Origin of the sequence: Lysinibacillus sp. NPDC086135, from assembly GCF_044746345.1 — a bacterium.
Lineage (GTDB): Bacteria > Bacillota > Bacilli > Bacillales_A > Planococcaceae > Lysinibacillus.
In genome coordinates this window covers 1-1,127 of record NZ_JBIVCA010000053.1, presented here as the reverse complement: position 1 = coordinate 1,127, position 1,127 = coordinate 1, and the positions used below count along the sequence as shown (strand labels likewise).

The 1,127-nt window shown below is 34.2% G+C and carries 1 rRNA gene; it reads left to right on the top strand.

The features are described from left to right. A 5S ribosomal RNA gene (rrf, locus tag ACIPKN_RS26875) occupies positions 1 to 86 on the top strand; the annotation flags it as partial. Between the last annotated feature and the right edge of the window lie 1,041 nt (positions 87 to 1,127).

The following is a 1,127-nucleotide window of genomic DNA, read 5'->3' as shown; positions in this document are numbered from 1 at the left end:
GTTCCCATACCGAACACGGAAGTTAAGCTCTTTAGCGCCGATGGTAGTTGGGGGCTTCCCCCTGTGAGAGTAGGACGTCGCTAGGCACCTAAAAAAGTCGAGGATTTAATTCCTCGGCTTTTTTTTCTGTGAAAATAAATAATTTCTTGACCTATAATTTACAGCGTTTATGTACCGGGCGCGTTAATTATAAAACGTGAAAAGAGAGATGTATCGTATATTCGATGCATCTCTTTTTTTAATGTGTATCTGCCATGCGTATGAACTATGGGGTACAAGTTCAGAACTGCGAGGATGGAAGTAATGATAAGACTAATAGCAGGGTGTATCTGTGAGGTCGAGGAATCTGAAAGAAGCTGGCGGCAAAGCGTCGATCAATGTCCACGATGAATGTGAATAACTTAAATTTAATAAGCATTTTAGACCAACATGTGTACTTTAACATAGCTAATGTTATGACAGCTTCAATGAAAAATATCAAACGTTATAGTTCGCAAGAACAAAAGAATGTGCAACCTGTCCAATCTGTGATGATTCCCTCTGTCTAAATGTTTTCAACATAAAATGTGATGGTAGTGGATCGTCCAAATGGTACTACAATCACAAACTCTAGCGTAATTTTTAAAAATGTAGTTTCCTTAACAGGAGCAGTTTAAGCTCTTGTAAAATATGTTTTATGAAATTGATTCAATAGAGATTAGGAACACAAAATATTAAATTGATTGTGAGTCTAATTATAAAATTGTTTTTCAATAATAAATATAGGAAGCTTCTCGGTAAAGTGAAAAACTATATTTTTTTTAGAAAAAGTATTGACCTTTTTGTATTGAAGGTGTTATATTATATAAGTCGTTAAGACAGCTACTGAAAAACAATTAAATTAAATAAAAATTAGTTGTTGACATTAAGCGAACGACATGTTATTATATAAAAGTTGCTGCTGAGAAAACGGCAACGAAATGAACCTTGAAAACTGAACAAGCAAAACGTAATCAATAAAGTTTTTACTAGCTAACCTCGAGTTAGTGAACAAAACAAAATTTTGGACATCAAACATGATGCCAGCAAAACAATTTGAGCTAATCAAATTTCTTTTTATGGAGAGTTTGATCCTGGCTCAGGACGAA